The sequence below is a fragment of the Longispora fulva genome, assembly GCF_015751905.1.
In the GTDB taxonomy this organism is placed as follows: Bacteria; Actinomycetota; Actinomycetes; order Mycobacteriales; family Micromonosporaceae; genus Longispora; species Longispora fulva.
Genome location: NZ_JADOUF010000001.1, coordinates 6751333 through 6766814, shown reverse-complemented (window position 1 = coordinate 6766814; position 15482 = coordinate 6751333). Strand labels below are relative to the sequence as shown.

The 15482-nt window shown below is 66.7% G+C and carries 11 protein-coding genes; all 11 read right to left on the bottom strand.

Going from position 1 to position 15482, the window contains the following annotated elements; all coding sequences use genetic code 11:
- Positions 1-8: 8 nt before the first annotated feature.
- On the bottom strand, positions 9-317 hold the full coding sequence (rpsJ, locus tag IW245_RS30980) for a 30S ribosomal protein S10 (protein ID WP_018347762.1): 309 nt from the start codon (positions 315-317) through the stop codon (positions 9-11).
- Positions 318-600: 283 nt separating this feature from the next.
- Positions 601-1794 carry an elongation factor Tu gene (gene tuf / locus IW245_RS30975; protein WP_197006658.1) on the bottom strand — a complete coding sequence of 398 codons (1194 nt, stop codon included), beginning with the start codon at positions 1792-1794 and terminating at the stop codon, positions 601-603.
- A gap of 93 nt (positions 1795-1887) precedes the next feature.
- The gene (gene fusA, locus IW245_RS30970; protein ID WP_443673927.1) at positions 1888-3993 is read right to left on the bottom strand and encodes an elongation factor G; all 2106 of its coding nucleotides are present in this window, start codon (positions 3991-3993) and stop codon (positions 1888-1890) included.
- Positions 3994-4129: 136 nt separating this feature from the next.
- Positions 4130-4600, bottom strand: coding sequence for a 30S ribosomal protein S7 (gene rpsG, locus IW245_RS30965; RefSeq protein ID WP_197006656.1), 471 nt, complete (start codon positions 4598-4600; stop codon positions 4130-4132).
- Complete coding sequence (gene rpsL / locus IW245_RS30960) at positions 4600-4974, bottom strand: 30S ribosomal protein S12 (protein WP_197006655.1); 375 nt, start codon at positions 4972-4974, stop codon at positions 4600-4602. The genes rpsG and rpsL overlap by 1 nt, the downstream gene beginning before the upstream one ends.
- A gap of 383 nt (positions 4975-5357) precedes the next feature.
- Complete coding sequence (locus IW245_RS30955) at positions 5358-5813, bottom strand: hypothetical protein (protein ID WP_197006654.1); 456 nt, start codon at positions 5811-5813, stop codon at positions 5358-5360.
- Between the two features lie 302 nt (positions 5814-6115).
- Entirely contained in the window at positions 6116-6469 is a 354-nt protein-coding gene (locus IW245_RS30950; protein ID WP_372445272.1) for a hypothetical protein, read from the bottom strand.
- Positions 6470-6531: 62 nt separating this feature from the next.
- On the bottom strand, positions 6532-10419 hold the full coding sequence (locus IW245_RS30945; protein WP_197006653.1) for a DNA-directed RNA polymerase subunit beta': 3888 nt from the start codon (positions 10417-10419) through the stop codon (positions 6532-6534).
- A gap of 85 nt (positions 10420-10504) precedes the next feature.
- On the bottom strand, positions 10505-13939 hold the full coding sequence (gene rpoB / locus IW245_RS30940; RefSeq protein ID WP_197006652.1) for a DNA-directed RNA polymerase subunit beta: 3435 nt from the start codon (positions 13937-13939) through the stop codon (positions 10505-10507).
- 461 nt (positions 13940-14400) lie between these two features.
- Entirely contained in the window at positions 14401-14784 is a 384-nt protein-coding gene (gene rplL / locus IW245_RS30935) for a 50S ribosomal protein L7/L12 (RefSeq protein ID WP_197006651.1), read from the bottom strand.
- A gap of 60 nt (positions 14785-14844) precedes the next feature.
- Positions 14845-15408 carry a 50S ribosomal protein L10 gene (rplJ, locus tag IW245_RS30930; protein WP_197006650.1) on the bottom strand — a complete coding sequence of 188 codons (564 nt, stop codon included), beginning with the start codon at positions 15406-15408 and terminating at the stop codon, positions 14845-14847.
- Positions 15409-15482 lie beyond the last annotated feature (74 nt).

Here is a 15482-nt window from a genome sequence, read left to right as displayed (position 1 = left end):
TCCGGTCCCTACAGCTTGATCTCGATGTCGACACCAGCCGGAAGGTCGAGTCGCATGAGCGAGTCAACCGTCTTCGGGGTCGGGTCGATGATGTCGATCAGACGCTTGTGCGTGCGCATCTCGAAGTGCTCGCGCGAGTCCTTGTACTTGTGCGGCGAGCGGATGACGCAGTAGCGGTTGATCTCCGTCGGCAGCGGCACCGGGCCTGCGACCTGAGCGCCGGTACGCGTCACGGTCTCGACGATCTTCCGAGCCGAAGAGTCCACGACCTCGTGGTCGTAGGCCTTGAGCCGGATGCGGATCTTCTGTCCCGCCATGGTGGCTTCTGTTTCCTTCTCTCGTGCCGCTGCTGGCCGAGGCCAGTTTCGCCTCGATTGCTTCCGACCCCCGCGCTCGGGCGTGTCGCGCTCTAGGGCCATACTCCGTCCCTGAGGACGGACAGCGGGCCCCGGTGCGACGACGGGGTCGGGGTGTTCGAGCGGGGTCGAACACCGCGAGACGGGGCGGCCTGGATGACTCCGGAGACCGGGCAGCCTGGGCCGCCCCGCAACGCACAACCTATTCATTATGCCGTACGAGGTACGGCAAAGTGAAATCGGGTTACTTAAGAATCTTAGTGACGCGCCCCGCACCCACGGTGCGGGAGCCCTCGCGGATGGCGAAACGGAGACCGTCCTCCATCGCGATGGGCTGGATCAGCGCCACAGTCATCTCGGTGTTGTCGCCGGGCATGACCATCTCGGTGCCCTCGGGCAGCGTGACGACGCCGGTGACGTCAGTCGTCCGGAAGTAGAACTGCGGACGGTAGTTGTTGAAGAACGGCGTGTGACGGCCGCCCTCTTCCTTCGAGAGGATGTAGACGTTCGCCTCGAAGTCGGTGTGCGGGGTGGTCGTGCCCGGCTTGATGATGCACTGGCCGCGCTCGATGTCCTCGCGCTTGATGCCGCGGAGCAGCAGACCGACGTTCTCACCGGCCTGGCCCTCGTCGAGCAGCTTGCGGAACATCTCGACACCGGTGACCGTGGTGGTCTGCTTGCCCGGCTTGATGCCGATGATGTCGACCTGCTCGTTCACCTTGACGATGCCGCGCTCGATACGACCGGTGGCGACGGTGCCACGACCGGTGATCGTGAACACGTCCTCGACCGGCATGAGGAACGGCTTGTCAACCTCGCGCTCGGGCTGCGGGATGAAGCTGTCCACCGCGTCCATGAGCTCGAGCAGCTTGCCCGACCACTTCGGGTCACCCTCGAGGGCCTTGAGCGCCGAGACCTGAACGACCGGCAAGTTGTCGCCGTCGAACTCGTAGGTCGAGAGCAGCTCCCGGACCTCCATCTCGACGAGCTCGAGGAGCTCCTCGTCCTCGACCGCGTCGCTCTTGTTGAGCGCCACGACGATGTAGGGAACGCCGACCTGGCGGGCCAGGAGCACGTGCTCCTTGGTCTGCGGCATCGGGCCGTCGGTCGCCGCGACCACGAGGATCGCGCCGTCCATCTGAGCGGCACCGGTGATCATGTTCTTGATGTAGTCCGCGTGACCCGGGCAGTCAACGTGGGCGTAGTGCCGCGACTCGGTCTGGTACTCGACGTGCGCGATGGAGATCGTGATACCACGAGCCTTCTCCTCGGGCGCCTTGTCGATCTCGTCGAACGGCGTGTACGGGTTGAGGTCCGGGTACTTGTCGTGCAGGACCTTCGTGATGGCCGCAGTCAGCGTCGTCTTACCGTGGTCAATGTGACCGATGGTGCCGATGTTGACGTGCGGCTTAGTCCGCTCGAACTTCGCCTTCGCCACTGTGTCCTCCTGTGGACCGTTGGTTACGTCGATCTGGGTCTGGCCCTAGTCGGACCGGCCCGGTGATGCTGCCCGGGCGTGACTACCGGCGAACTACTCGCCGGTGGCCTTCGCGATGATCTCCTTCGCCACGTTGGCCGGAACCTCAGCGTAGGAGTCGAACTGCATCGAATAGCTCGCCCGGCCCTGGGTCTTCGACCGCAGGTCGCCGACGTAGCCGAACATCTCCGACAGCGGCACCAGGGCCCGGACGACTCGGGCGCCGGAGCGCTCCTCCATCGCCTGGATGATGCCACGCCGGGAGTTGAGGTCGCCGATGACGTCACCCATGTTGTCCTCGGGGGTGACGACCTCGACTGCCATCATCGGCTCGAGGATGGTGGGGTTCGCCTTGCGGGCGGCCTCCTTCATCACGATCGAGCCGGCGATCTTGAATGCCATCTCGGACGAGTCGACCTCGTGGTACGCACCGTCGAGGAGCGTGAACTTCACGCCCACCAGCGGGTACCCGGCGAGGACACCGTACTGCAGGGAGTCCTGCGCACCGGCGTCGACCGAGGGGATGTACTCCTTCGGGATACGACCGCCGGAGACGGCGTTCACGAACTCGTACGTCGGGCCGTCCGGAGTCATCTCCAGCGGCTCGACCTTGACGATGACCTTGGCGTACTGGCCGGAGCCACCGGTCTGCTTCTTGTGCACGTAGTCGAGCTTGTCGACCGTGCCCTTGATCGTCTCGCGGTAGGCCACCTGCGGCTTGCCGATGTTGGCCTCGACGCTGAACTCGCGACGCATCCGGTCGACCAGGATGTCGAGGTGCAGCTCGCCCATACCGGAGATGACGGTCTGGCCGGTGTCCTCGTCGGTCTTGACCTGGAAGGTCGGGTCCTCCTCAGCGAGACGCTGGATCGCGGTGCCCAGCTTCTCCTGGTCGGCCTTCGACTTCGGCTCGATCGCCACCGAGATGACCGGGGCCGGGAACGTCATCGACTCGAGGATCACCGGGTTCGCCGGGTCACACAGCGTGTCACCGGTGGTGGTCTGCTTCAGACCCTGCACCGCGATGATGTCACCAGCCGACGCCGACGAGCGCTCCTCGCGCTTGTTGGCGTGCATCTGGTAGATCTTGCCGATCCGCTCCTTGCGCTCCTTGGTCGAGTTGCTGACCTGGGTGCCCGACTCGAGCGTGCCCGAGTAGACCCGGACGTAGGTCAGCTTGCCGAGGTGCTTGTCCGTCTGGATCTTGAAGGCGAGGCCCGAGAAGGGCTCCTTCGGGTCCGGGTGACGAACGACGACGGTCTCGCCGTTGAGCGCGGTGCCCTCGTACGCCGGAACGTCCAGCGGCGACGGCAGGTAGTCGATGACGGCGTCGAGCATCGGCTGGATGCCCTTGTTCTTGAACGCCGAACCGCACAGCACCGGGTTGGCCTTCGAGGCGAGGGTGGCGCGACGGATCGCGGCCTTGATCTCGTCGTTCGAGATCTCGTCCCCGCTGAGGAACAGCTCGGCGAAGGCGTCGTCCACGTCCGCGAGGGTCTCGAGCAGAGTCTCGCGAGCCTGGCCGGCGGCGTCGACCAGGTCGGCCGGGATCTCCTCGACCGCGTAGTCCTCACCCTTGGTGGTCTCGCCACGCCAGGTCAGGGCACGCATGCCGATGACGTCCACGACGCCGATGTGGTCGCCCTCGAGCCCGATCGGGATCTGGAGAACGAGCGGAGTGGCGTTGAGCCGGTCCACCATCATCTCGACGCAGCGGTCGAAGTTCGCGCCGGTGCGGTCGAGCTTGTTGACGAAGCACATGCGGGGCACGTGGTACTTGTCGGCCTGACGCCAGACGTTCTCCGTCTGCGGCTCCACGCCGGCGACGCCGTCGTACACCGCGACCGCGCCGTCGAGCACCCGCAGGGACCGCTCGACCTCGACCGTGAAGTCGACGTGACCCGGGGTGTCGATGATCTGGATCGTGTGACCAGCCCACTCGCACTTGGTGGCGGCGGACGTGATCGTGATCCCGCGCTCCTGCTCCTGCTCCATCCAGTCCATGACGGCAGCGCCCTCGTGGACCTCACCGATCTTGTACGTGATGCCGGTGTAGAACAGGATCCGCTCGGTGGTCGTCGTCTTACCGGCGTCGATGTGCGCCATGATCCCGATGTTGCGAACCTTGGCGAGCGCGTTGTCGGCGGCAGCCACTGTGATCCCTACTCGTCTCTAGAAAGTCTGGAGTTTGCACTCACTAGTTTGCCGGCCCTGGCGACCGGATTTTCACCGGCCACCGGGGCTCAGCCACCGGATCCCTGCGGCAGGGTCCCCCGCCGCAGGCATCCGTCGCGTCCTACCAGCGGTAGTGCGCGAAGGCCTTGTTCGACTCGGCCATCTTGTGCGTGTCCTCGCGACGCTTCACAGCGGCGCCGAGGCCGTTGCTGGCGTCGAGCAGCTCGTTCATGAGCCGTTCGGTCATCGTCTTCTCGCGACGCGCCCGGCTGTACTGGACGAGCCAGCGCATGCCGAGGGTCACGGCACGCTGCGGGCGCACCTCGACCGGCACCTGGTAGGTCGCGCCACCAACACGGCGGCTGCGGACCTCGAGGGTCGGCTTGATGTTGTCCAGCGCGCGCTTCAGGATGACGACCGGGTCGGTGCCGGCCTTCTCCTTGGCGCCCTCGAGGGCACCGTAGACGAGGCGCTCAGCCAGGCCACGCTTGCCTTCCAGCAGGATCTTGTTGACCAGCTGGGTGACGATCGTGGAGTTGTAGACCGGGTCCGCAACGAGCGGCCGGCGCGGGGCGGGGCCCTTACGCGGCATTAGCTCTTCTCCTTCTTCGCGCCGTAGCGGCTGCGAGCCTGCTTACGGTTCCGGACACCCTGGGTGTCGAGCGAACCGCGAATGATCTTGTAACGGACACCGGGAAGGTCCTTCACACGACCACCACGCACGAGCACGATCGAGTGCTCCTGCAGGTTGTGGCCGACGCCCGGGATGTAGGCCGTTACCTCGATGCCGCTGGTGAGTCGCACACGAGCGACCTTCCGCAGGGCCGAGTTCGGCTTCTTGGGGGTGGTCGTGTACACGCGAGTGCACACACCACGCCGCTGCGGGCTGCCCTTGAGCGCAGGCGTCTTCGTCTTGCTCGTCTTCGCCTGACGGCCCTTACGGACCAGCTGCTGGATTGTTGGCACCGGGTCTCTCCGCTCCCTCCGGCCTCGGCGCCGCGCGCCGCGGCCGGGCCGTTCACTAGCTCTTAAAGCAAAGCTGTCAGATAGTGCATGCCTGTTGCTGATGAAGCCTGGGCTTCGACCCCCGCGCTCGGGCGTGTCGCCGTCTGCGCTCCCCGATCGGATGGGGATCCGACCGGTTCTGGGCTCGTGCCCGCGTCCGGGATTAGCCGGAGCGCACGCACGATGGCCTGGGGATGCCCAGGCACAAGGGGAAAGAGTACCCACTATGAGAACGTAGGTCAAAACGAGGAGTGCCGAGGCGTGCTCATCGTGGCCCGAGTCACCGTGGCGGATGCTCTATACCAGAGTACCTGGTCGGGTTGCGCACCCCGCGCCGGTCCCCGTTACGTGCTCAGGACCACTGCCAGAAGCAGGGCCCCTACGCTGGACGCGAGCCCGACCCCGGCGAGGCACAGCCCTGTGAGGGCCACGCCCTTGCCGCTGAGTTCTCCCCTGGCCCGGCGGATCTGGCGGACCGCTGCGGCGCCGAGCGCGAGCCCGGCGAGCCCTGCGGCGGCGCCCAGCACGGCGAACGCTCCGGCCACTCGGGCGCCCCAGCCGTCCTGGGCACCGGTCACCCCGAAGCAGAGCACGGCGATCGAGACCAGCAGCGAGGCGATCCCGGCCGTCAGCGAGCCCAGGGCGACCCCGGACTGGATCGGGCGCACGGCCGGGTACGCGAGGTTGAAGTCGCCGCCGGGGCCGGGGAGGACGGCGGCCATCGCGATCGCCGGGCCCGGCTGGCGCGGTGGAGGCGGTGGGCGGTGCCACTGCGGCACCGGGGCTGGCGCTGCGGCCATGGGGGGTACCGGAGCGGGCGGCGCGCCCATGGGGTGCACCGGAGCGGGCGGCGCGGCCACCGGCGGCACCTGACCGGGCGCGGTCGACCCTGGCGTCACCCACTGCGCCGGCGGCGGCGCGACGGCCGGGGCCGGAGCCTGGGCAGGGCCTGGGACCGGGGCAGGGGCTGGGCCTGGGGCCGGACCCGGGGCCGGGATGGCGGGCTCCCGGGGAACCTCCCACGGCGAGGGTGCCGCCCACGGAATCGGCTCTGGCGGTGTCTGCCCGTGGTCCTGCGTCATGCAGCCATCTTGACGTACACCTACGACGTGTGCGAGTCGAAGTCCTGTCCCGCGCCGGTCGGAACGAGGTGCAGGAGGCCGATCACGACGGCGAGCACGAGGGCCGTGGCCGCCAGCGCCACGCCGGCCCAGGCCAGGGCGGTGCCGATCCGGACCAAACGCCGTCCGGTGAGGAAACCGGCCGCGGCGTCGATATCCGCCGTCGCCTGGCGGGCCAGGGCCAACGCGATCCAGGCGGGGACGAGCCCGCCGACCATCGGGCCCGTGACGAGCGCGGCGATCCCGAGCAGGAGGACGGCGCGCGCCTTGGTGGACGCCGTCGGGTCGGGATCCGCCGGGTGCCGGAGCGGTTGGGTCAGCATCGGGTACGCCACTGTCCCATCATGCACTCTGGCCGGGCCCCCGAAGGAGCCCGGCCAGAGTTGACGCGTTACATCTACCGGAACGAGCCCAGGTCGAAGTCGTCCAGCGGGACGGCCTGACCACTCGCCGGACCGAAGCCGTAGTCGACCTCGGTGTAGCCCGTCATGGAGTACACCCGGGCCTTGGCCTCCTCGGTCGGCTCCACCCGGATGTTGCGGTACTTGCTGATGCCAGTACCCGCCGGGATGAGCTTTCCGATGATCACGTTCTCCTTCAGGCCGATCAGGGAGTCCGACTTGGCGTTGATCGCCGCGTCGGTGAGCACCCGGGTCGTCTCCTGGAAGGAGGCGGCCGACAGCCACGAGTCCGTGGCCAGCGAGGCCTTGGTGATACCCATCAGGACCGGACGGCCGGAGGCGGGCTCGCCACCCTCGGCGACGAGGCGGCGGTTCTCCGCCTCGAACTGCGCCCGGTCGACCACCGAACCCGGCAGGAACTCCGTGGAGCCCGAGTCGATGACCGTGACCCGCTTGAGCATCTGCCGGATGATGATCTCGATGTGCTTGTCGTGGATCTGCACACCCTGCGAGCGGTACACGTTCTGGACCTCTGCGGTCAGGTGGACCTGAACCGCGCGGGGACCCATGATGCGCAGCAGCTCGTGGGGGTCGATCGTGCCCTCGACCAGCTTCTCGCCGACCTCGACCCGACCACCCTCGTGCACCCGGAGCTTCGAGCGCTTGGAGAGCTTGTCGTGCACGATCTCCTCGCTGCCGTCGTCCGGCACGATGATGATCTTGCGCATCCGCTCGCCGTCCTCGATCCGGATCTTTCCGGGGGTCTCCGCGATCGGAGCCTTACCCTTCGGAACCCGAGCCTCGAAGATCTCCTGGACACGCGGCAGACCCTGCGTGATGTCGTCACCCGCCACACCACCGGTGTGGAAGGTACGCATCGTCAGCTGGGTACCGGGCTCACCGATCGACTGGGCGGCGATGATGCCGACCGCCTCGCCGATGTCCACGTTCTTGCCCGTCGGCAGCGACCGGCCGTAGCAGGCGGCGCAGACGCCGAGCTTGGACTCGCAGGTGAGCACCGAGCGGAGCCGGAGCTCCTTGATCCCGGCCTCGACCAGCTGCTCGGTGAGCAGGGTGTTGAGGTCCGAACCGGCCGTGGCGATGACGTTGCCCTTGGCGTCCTTGACGTCGTCGCCCAGGGTGCGGGCGTGGACGCCGGACTCCGCGTGCTCGTCGACGACCAGCTTGCCGTCGATGTCCTTCGCGATGGCCATCCGGATGGCGCGCTCGGTGCCGCAGTCCTCCTCGCGGATGATCACGTCCTGCGAGACGTCCACCAGACGACGGGTCAGGTAACCCGAGTCGGCGGTACGCAGGGCCGTGTCCGCGAGGCCCTTACGGGCACCGTGGGTGGCGATGAAGTACTCCAGGACCGACAGGCCCTCGCGGAACGAGGACTTGATCGGACGCGGGATGATCTCGCCCTTGGGGTTGGCCACCAGACCACGGATCGCGGAGATCTGCCGGAGCTGCAGCATGTTTCCACGGGCACCCGAGTGGATCATGACCCACAGCGGGTTCTCCTGCGGGAGCGCCGTCTCCATCTCCTTGGCGACCTCGTTGGTCGCCTTGGTCCAGATCTCGATCAGCTCGCCACGCCGCTCCTCCGCCGTCATCAGACCGCGGTGGTACTGCTTCTCGATCAGGTCGGCGTCCTTCTCGTACCGGCCGAGGATCTCCCACTTCTTGGGCGGCTGGACGACGTCCTCGATCGAGATCGTGACGCCGGACCAGGTCGCCCAGTGGAAGCCGTACTCCTTGAGCGCGTCCAGCGTCGCCGCCAGCTGCACCTTGGGGTAGCGCTCCGCCAGGTCGTTGACGATCACCGAGAGCTGACCCTTGCGGATCTCGTAGTTCACGAACCGGTAGTCCACCGGCAGCGTCTCGTTGAACAGCACCCGGCCCAGCGTCGTGGTGACGATGAGCGGCGTGCCCGGCTCCCAGCCCTCCGGGGCCTCCCACGGGGCGTCGAACGCGCCGTTGTCGACCTCGGTGAGGCCGTCGAGGCGGATCTTCACCGGCTGCTGCAGGTGCAGCTCGCCCGCGTCGTAGGCCATCCGCGCCTCGGCGTCCGTCGAGAACACCCGGGGGTCCGGCTGCGCCTTCGGGGACACGTGGCTCAGGTGGTACAGGCCGATGATCATGTCCTGGGTGGGCATGGTGACCGGCTTGCCGTCCGACGGCTTGAGGATGTTGTTGCTCGAGAGCATCAGCACCCGCGCCTCGGCCTGGGCCTCGGCGGACAGCGGCACGTGGACCGCCATCTGGTCACCGTCGAAGTCGGCGTTGAACGCCGTACACACGAGCGGGTGGATCTGGATGGCCTTGCCCTCGACCAGCTGGGGCTCGAAGGCCTGGATGCCCAGACGGTGCAGGGTGGGCGCGCGGTTCAGCAGCACCGGGTGCTCGGTGATGACCTCTTCGAGGACGTCCCACACGACCGGGCGCTGACGCTCGACCATCCGCTTGGCGGACTTGATGTTCTGGGCGTGGTTGAGGTCGACCAGCCGCTTCATCACGAACGGCTTGAACAGCTCCAGCGCCATTTGCTTCGGCAGGCCGCACTGGTGCAGCTTGAGCCGCGGGCCGACGACGATGACGGAACGACCGGAGTAGTCCACGCGCTTGCCGAGCAGGTTCTGACGGAACCGACCCTGCTTACCCTTCAGCATGTCGCTGAGGGACTTCAGCGGCCGGTTGCCCGGACCCGTCACCGGACGACCACGACGACCGTTGTCGAACAGTGCGTCCACGGCCTCCTGGAGCATCCGCTTCTCGTTGTTCACGATGATCTCGGGGGCACCGAGGTCGATCAGACGCTTGAGGCGGTTGTTCCGGTTGATCACGCGCCGGTACAGGTCGTTCAGGTCGCTCGTCGCGAACCGGCCACCGTCGAGCTGCACCATCGGGCGCAGGTCCGGCGGGATGACCGGGACGCAGTCCAGCACCATGCCGAGCGGCGAGTTGCCGGTGCTCAGGAACGCGGCGACGACCTTCAGGCGCTTGAGGGCACGGATCTTGCGCTGGCCCTTGCCCGAACGGATGGTCTCGCGCAGCAGCTCGGCCTCTTCGTTCAGGTCGAGGTTCTGCAGGAGGGCCTTGATCGCCTCGGCGCCCATGCCACCGGTGAAGTAGTCCTCGAACCGGTCGCGGAGCTCGCGGTAGAGCATCTCGTCCGGGACGAGCTGCTTCGGCTCGAGCTTGCGGAAGGTGTCGAGCACCTCGTCGAGGCGGTCGATCTCGCGCTGGATCCGGTCCCGGATCTGGCGCATCTCGCGCTCGCCGGCTTCCTTCACCTTGCGGCGGACGTCAGCCTTCGCGCCCTCGGCCTCGAGCTCGCCCAGGTCGGCCTCGAGCTTCTTGGCCCGGCCGTCGACGTCGACGTCCCGGCGGTTCTCCAGCTGACGCTTCTCCGCGAGGATCTCGTTCTCGATCGTCTGCAGGTCGCGGTGCCGCGCCTCGGTGTCGACACTGGTGACGACGTACGAGGCGAAGTAGATGATCTTTTCGAGGTCCTTCGGGGCCAGGTCGAGCAGGTAACCCAGCCGGCTCGGCACACCCTTGAAGTACCAGATGTGGGTCACCGAGGCGGCGAGCTCGATGTGGCCCATGCGCTCACGGCGGACCTTCGCCCGGGTCACCTCGACGCCGCAGCGCTCACAGATGATGCCCTTGAAGCGAACCCGCTTGTACTTGCCGCAGTAGCACTCCCAGTCCCGGGTCGGACCGAAGATCTTCTCGCAGAAGAGTCCGTCCTTCTCAGGCTTCAGGGTGCGGTAGTTGATGGTCTCGGGCTTCTTGACCTCGCCGTGCGACCACTGACGGATGTCGTCAGCTGTCGCCAGGCCGATCCGCAGCTCATCGAAGTAGTTGACATCGAGCACTTCGTCTACGTCCTTACTCAGTTACTCGGGCAGTAAGTGTCTGTCGGAGATGTGGCCGGCCCCCGTGAGGAGGCCGGCCGCGACCTCAGACCTCTTCGACGCTGCTCGGCTCGCGCCGTGACAGGTCGATCCCCAGCTCTTCGGCGGCGCGGAAGACCTCGTCGTCCTGGTCCCGCATCTCCAGTGGCACACCGTCCGACGAGAGAACCTCGACGTTCAGGCAGAGCGACTGGAGCTCCTTGAGCAGCACCTTGAAGGACTCCGGGATACCCGGCTCGGGGATGTTCTCCCCCTTGACGATGGCCTCGTAGACCTTCACTCGGCCGAGCACGTCATCCGACTTGATGGTGAGGAGCTCCTGCAGGGCGTAGGCGGCGCCGTACGCCTGCATGGCCCAGCACTCCATCTCACCGAAGCGCTGACCACCGAACTGGGCCTTACCACCGAGCGGCTGCTGCGTGATCATCGAGTAGGGACCCGTCGACCGCGCGTGGATCTTGTCATCCACGAGGTGGTTCAGCTTGAGGATGTAGACGTAGCCGACCGCGATCGGATGCGGCAACGGCTCGCCGGAGCGACCGTCGAACAGCTTCGCCTTACCGTTGCCCTCGACGAGCTGCTGCCCGTCGCGGGTCCGGATCGTGGACGCGAGGAGACCGGTGATCTCCTCCTCGCGGGCGCCGTCGAAGACCGGGGTTCCGACCCGGGTGTTCGGCCCGGACTCGTCCGCACCGATCGCCCGCAGGGCCTTCTTCCACTCGGCGTCCTCGCCCTCGACCTTCCAGCCGGTCTTGGCCACCCAGCCGAGGTGCATCTCGAGCACCTGGCCGATGTTCATCCGGCCCGGAACACCGAGCGGGTTGAGCACGATGTCGACCGGCGTGCCGTCCTGGAGGAACGGCATGTCCTCGACCGGGAGGATCTTGGAGATGACACCCTTGTTGCCGTGGCGTCCGGCGAGCTTGTCGCCGTCCTGGATCTTCCGCTTCTGGGCCACGTAGACGCGGACCAGCTCGTTGACGCCCGGGGGCAGCTCGTCGCCGTCGTCGCGGCTGAACGTGCGGACCCCGATGACCGTGCCGGTCTCGCCGTGCGGAACCTTCAGCGACGTGTCCCGCACCTCGCGGGCCTTCTCGCCGAAGATGGCGCGCAGCAGGCGCTCCTCCGGGGTCAGCTCGGTCTCGCCCTTGGGCGTGACCTTGCCGACCAGGATGTCGCCGGGGACGACCTCGGCGCCGATCCGGATGATGCCGCGCTCGTCGAGGTCGGCGAGCATCTCCTCGCTGACATTCGGGATGTCGCGGGTGATCTCCTCCGGACCCAACTTGGTGTCACGGGCGTCGACCTCGTGCTCCTCGATGTGGATCGAGGTGAGCACGTCCTCCTGGACGAGGCGCTGCGACAGGATGATCGCGTCCTCGTAGTTGTGACCCTCCCACGGCATGAACGCCACGAGCAGGTTCTTGCCGAGCGCCATCTCACCCTGGTCCGTACACGGACCGTCGGCGATGACCTGGCCGGCCTCGACACGCGAGCCCTCGATGACGACCGGCTTCTGGTTCACGCACGAGCCAGAGTTCGACCGACGGAACTTGTGCAGCAGGTACGTCCGGCGGTGGCCGTCGTCCTGGTGCACCGTCACGTAGTCGGCGCAGACGTCCTCGACGACACCGGCGACCTCGGCGACGACCACGTCACCGGCGTCGACCGCTGCCCGGTACTCCATACCCGTACCGACCAGAGGAGCGTCGCTCTTGATCAGCGGCACGGCCTGACGCTGCATGTTCGCACCCATGAGGGCGCGGTTCGCGTCGTCGTGCTCGAGGAACGGGATCATGGCGGTCGCGACCGACGTCATCTGACGCGGCGAGACATCCATGTAGTCGACGGCCGACGGGGTCACGAAGTCGACCTCGCCGCCCTTACGACGCACCAGGACGCGGTCCTCGAGGAACGTGCCGTCGGCGCGCAGCGGGGCGTTGGCCTGCGCGATGACGTGCCGGTCCTCTTCGTCCGCGGTGAGGTAGTCGACCTGCTCGGTGACCCGACCGGAGTCGTCCACCTTGCGGTACGGCGTCTCGATGAAGCCGAACGGGTTGACCCGCGCGAACGTCGACAGAGCGCCGATCAGGCCGATGTTCGGGCCTTCCGGGGTCTCGATCGGGCACATCCGGCCGTAGTGGGACGGGTGCACGTCACGGACCTCGAAGCCGGCCCGCTCACGGGACAGACCACCCGGGCCCAGCGCGCTGAGGCGCCGGCGGTGGGTCAGACCCGCCAGAGGGTTGTTCTGGTCCATGAACTGGGACAACTGGGACGTCCCGAAGAACTCCTTGATCGCCGCCACGACGGGACGGATGTTGATCAGGGTCTGCGGGGTGATCGCCTCGACGTCCTGCGTGGTCATCCGCTCACGGACGACGCGCTCCATCCGGCTCAGGCCGACGCGCACCTGGTTCTGGATGAGCTCGCCGACCGTACGCAGCCGCCGGTTGCCGAAGTGGTCGATGTCGTCGGACTCGTAGCCATCCTCACCGGCGTGCAGCCGGCACAGGTACTCGATCGTCGACACGACGTCCTCGTCGGTGAGCACGCCGGTGGTGATCGGCGCGTCCACGGCCAGCTTCTTGTTGACCTTGTAACGGCCGACCTTCGCCAGGTCGTACCGCTTCGGGTTGAAGAAGAGGTTGTCGAGGAGGTTCTGGGCGTTCTCCCGCGTCGGCGGCTCGCCGGGACGCAGCTTGCGGTAGATGTCGAGCAGCGCCTCGTCCTGCGTGGCGATGTGGTCCTTCTCCAGGGTGGTCATCATGAGCTCGGACCAGGAGAAACGCTCCCGGATCTGCTCATCCGACCAGCCGATGGCCTTCAGGAGGACCGTCACGGCCTGCCGGCGCTTGCGGTCGATTCGCACACCGACGGTCTCGCGCTTGTCGATGTCGAACTCGAGCCAGGCACCCCGGCTGGGGATGACCTTGACACTCGAAAGGTCACGGTCAGACGTCTTGTCAGGCTCTTTGGTGTAGTAGACACCCGGAGACCGGACGAGCTGGGAGACGACGACACGCTCGGTGCCGTTGATGATGAAAGTGCCCTTCGGCGTCATCATCGGGAAGTCACCCATGAACACCGTCTGGCTCTTGATCTCGCCGGTGCCGTGGTTGGTGAACTCTGCGGTTACGAAGAGAGGAGCGCAGTATGTCAGGTCCTTCTCCTTGCACTCCTCGATCGAGGCCTTGACCTCGTCGAAGCGCGGTGCGGAGAAAGACAGGGACATCGTGCCGGAGAAGTCCTCGATCGGACTGATCTCTTCGAGGATCTCCTCGAGGCCGGCGCGGGCGATCTGCTCGTCCGCGTTCCGGAACTGCCACGCTTCGTTCCCGACGAGCCAGTCGAACGACTCGGTCTGGATAGCGAGGAGGTTCGGAACCTCGAGGTTTTCTTTGATCCTGCCGAATGAGACCCGGCGCGGGGCGTATGCGCTAGTTGTGAAACTGGTCTTCGCAGGGCGGGAAGCTGCCAAGATGCGTCCTTCCGAGGACCTTTACTGCAACGGCCGTTTTACGCGCACCCTGAAAGACCAGACCGAAAATGGCCGAGAACGGACATTATAGACTGGGCCGGTGTCAGAAGGCAGCGCAAACTAGCAGTGTAGCCGAAAGGCGCACGGCTGTCCAGGCGGGTGCCAGGTCTGCCTCAACGCGGCGCGGCAGCCCCCGGTCCAAGCCGGTGTGGGCCCCACCCGCGGAGGCTCCGGTGACTGGCAGCGGCCCTCTGGGTGCAGCGGTGTTACTGGAAACAGCCTGCCGGAGCCGACCCCCTCCGTCAAGGGGCACACGCTCTATGGAGCACACAGCAACACACTGTTCAGGGTACGGACCACTTCGCCCCAGGTCAGAGGGCGATCCCCCGGCGACACAGACGGGATGACGACGCAGGGGCGGACACTCCGAAGAGTGCCCGCCCCTGCGGTGAAACGTGAAACTACTTCAGCGTGACCGAACCGCCGGCAGCCTCGAGCTGAGCCTTGGCCTTCTCGGCGACGTCCTTGGCGACGTTCTCCAGGATGTTGGCCGGGGCACCCTCGACCAGGTCCTTGGCCTCCTTGAGACCGAGGTTGGTGAGCGCGCGCACCTCCTTGATGACCTGGATCTTCTTCTCGCCAGCCGACTCGAGGACGACGTTGAACTCGTCCTTCTCCTCGACAGCCTCGGCGACGGCGCCGGGGCCGGCCGGGCCCGCGATGGCGACCGGAGCGGCGGCGGTGACGTCGAACTTCTCCTCGAACGCCTTCACGAACTCGGAGAGCTCGATCAGGGTCATGTTCTCGAACTGGCCGAGCAGCTCGTCCTGGGACAGCTTCGCCATGGTAGGCGTCCTTTCGTGTAACGGGTACGTCGGTGGATGTACAGGACAGAAGTCCTGGGTTTAGGCCTCGGCGCTCGCCTCGACCGGTGCCTCGGCACCGGCGGCCTTCTTGTCCTGCAGTGCAGCAGCCGTACGCGCCATCTTCGACAGCGGAGCCTGGAACACGGCGGCAGCCTTGCTCAGGTTCGCCTTCATGGCACCGGCCAGCTTGGCCAGCAGCACCTCGCGCGACTCGAGGTCGGCGAGCTTCTGGACCTCAGCGGCCGAGATGGCCTTGCCCTCGAAGACGCCGCCCTTGATCACGAGCAGCGGGTGGGCCTTCGCGAAGTCACGCAGACCCTTGGCAGCCTCGACAGCGTCGCCGCCGACGAATGCGAGCGCGGTAGGACCGGTGAACAGCTCGTCGAGCCCCTCGAGGCCCGCCTCCACCGCAGCACGCTTCGCCAGCGTGTTCTTGGCGACGGCGTACGTGGTCTCACGTCCGAGCGACCGCCGCAGCTGAGTCAGCTGCGAGACCTTCAGGCCCCGGTACTCGGTCAGAACAGTCGCCGAAGAGTTCAGGAACTTGTCCTTGAGCTCTCCAACGGCATCGGCCTTGTCGGCCCGGACCGGCTTGTCCGCCATGTCCCTCCTCTCTCGTTACTCCGACCCCCGGTCGTCCGCGGTAACGAGAAAACGCCCCAGCGCAGGATCAGCTG